We start from the raw sequence: 2,074 nt of genomic DNA on the forward strand, positions 1-2,074 counted from the left end.
TACCTTTGAGACGTCTATGAGCTCTTTTAGCTCTCTCATTAAGTTGTTGAAACTTTTAGCCATTTGGGAGAGCTCAAGAGGGGTATTTTCGGCTACTTCGATAGTGAGGTCTTTTGTGGCACTTATTTTTAAAAGAGCAATTCTGAAAATATCCAGTGGTTTAGATATGGAGACTTTTATAAAGTAGAGTATAAAAGCGGCAAAAATTATAACACCGACGGCCAAAGCTATGCCAAGCATGATGATATTTGATGATTTTTCATCTATCATCCGGTTTATTAAGCTATCAGCCTCTTTGTAGAGCTCAAGCTCAACGCCTCTAAGTAGATCTATGGAGGCAGTTACATTTCTAAACCATTCGCTCGGTTCTACATCAAAACCGCCCACAAGACCCTTCTCTTTAGCAATATTTATCATTGACATCGTTTTATCTACAGCATTGCCTCTATAGGTTTCTTTTAAAAATATTTTGAGTGATGGAGTCGCAAGATTTTCAAACTTGCGAAGATTTATGCCATATGCACCAAAAGCACCGCCAAATTTGAAAAAGGTATCATCCAAAAAAGCATTTTTTGTAAATGCACCGTTTAGGTTTGCTCTTATTTGCCCCAACAGCTCTTTGGCCGAGGAGAGGTGTGTGTAGGCTTGAATGAGATTGCGCGACTCTTTATCGCTCATTTGGGCAGGGATGGTAGTTGAAGCATCTACTAAAGATACGATTGTCTTTGTAAAGTACGCTCCGGTTTGCGGTCCGTTTATGGATAGTGCGTTGATAGCAGATCTTATTTGTGAGAGTTCTCTAAGATTTTCAAACAGACCTGTATCTCCATTAGTTGATGCGTAGATGTTTTTTGCCTCCGTTATTGCGTTATTAACTTTGCTTCGCATTTCTCTTAGTTCATTAGAGTTTTTTGTGCCCCCGCTTGCAACAAAACCAACACTCAAACCTCTCTCTATCTGCATAAAGTGGATAGCTTTTGAGAGTGCTTCAACCTCTATAATGCGGCTCTTTGCCACTTCAAGGCTTTTTCTTTCACCGACGTCAAATAAAATTTTGCCTACTGCTAATGCTAAAATAGCCAATATTGGCATAATTACTAAAAATAACAACCTAGCTTTTATACTTGTTTTCATAATGATAACCCTTTTTAGTTGGCATAATATCACAATAAATTTATTTGTTTTTTTAAAATGATATAATTAATGAAAAAATTGGAGAATGATATGCCACTACTAGACAGTTTTACGGTTGATCACACCATTATGCCCGCACCTGCAGTTCGCCGTGCCAAGGGAATGAAAACACCAAAGGGCGATGATATAACGGTTTTTGACTTGAGATTTGTTCGTCCTAATCATGAGATTTTGTCATCAGAGGGGATTCATACGTTAGAGCATCTCTTTGCTGGATTTATGAGAGACAATCTCAACTCCAAAGATGTAGAGATTATCGATATTTCGCCGATGGGTTGCCGCACTGGATTTTACATGAGTGTAATAGGCACACCAGATGAGAGTGTTGTGGCAGAGGCGTGGAGAGCGTCAATGGAGGATATACTTAAAGTAAAAGAGCAAAAAGATATTCCAGAGCTTAACGTCTATCAGTGTGGAACATACAAGATGCACTCGCTCTCAGATGCCCAAGAGATAGCTTCTAAAGTTTTAGAGCGCGGAATCGGCATTATGGACAATGATGCACTATCCCTTGATTTGGCAAAAGTGGAGCAGTAGATGTATATTTTGATTCCTATGGATAACGAAGATGCGCAAGAAGCATCCATAACCAAACTTGGCGATGTGAAAATCTGGGCGCAGGTTCTTGTTCAAGAGGGCAGAGTAGCGCAGATAAAGTTTAGTGCTGAGTGGGGCACTTTTGAAGATCGCAGCGAAGCGGCAGTGGTGATGGATGACAACGAGTACGTATGGCCCTTTATGGAGCAAAACATGATGGTTCTTGTAGCGCACACGCAAAGAAGCATAGACGATATCGTAGAGGCGTATATCTTTAGGGAGCTTAACGAGCTTGCGTATTAGAGAACTCTTCAATCCTCTGCCGGGAAATAGATACCTTGAA

3 protein-coding genes are annotated in these 2,074 nt (G+C 40.2%); 2 read left to right on the plus strand and 1 reads right to left on the minus strand.

Features of this window, described 5'->3' with window-relative positions:
* A partial coding sequence (locus tag RQ763_RS11495) for a nitrate- and nitrite sensing domain-containing protein (RefSeq protein WP_314153127.1) occupies positions 1 to 1,134 on the minus strand: 1,134 nt, incomplete at its 3' end.
* A gap of 90 nt (positions 1,135 to 1,224) precedes the next feature.
* Here RQ763_RS11495 and luxS point away from each other — a divergent pair.
* Complete coding sequence (gene luxS, locus RQ763_RS11500) at positions 1,225 to 1,731, plus strand: S-ribosylhomocysteine lyase (RefSeq protein ID WP_314153128.1); 507 nt, start codon at positions 1,225 to 1,227, stop codon at positions 1,729 to 1,731.
* Positions 1,732 to 2,034, plus strand: a complete 303-nt coding sequence (locus RQ763_RS11505) for a hypothetical protein (protein WP_314153129.1) — start codon at positions 1,732 to 1,734, stop codon at positions 2,032 to 2,034. It begins immediately after the preceding gene.
* Positions 2,035 to 2,074 lie beyond the last annotated feature (40 nt).

This window comes from Sulfurimonas sp. (assembly GCF_032250635.1).
Lineage (GTDB): Bacteria > Campylobacterota > Campylobacteria > Campylobacterales > Sulfurimonadaceae > Sulfurimonas.

What these genes read in the sequence shown, in the direction of transcription:
- luxS (WP_314153128.1), top strand. Translation starts at nt 1,225, where the DNA reads ATGCCACTACTAGACAGTTTTACGGTTGATCACACCATTATGCCCGCA.
- RQ763_RS11505 (WP_314153129.1), top strand. Translation starts at nt 1,732, where the DNA reads ATGTATATTTTGATTCCTATGGATAACGAAGATGCGCAAGAAGCATCC.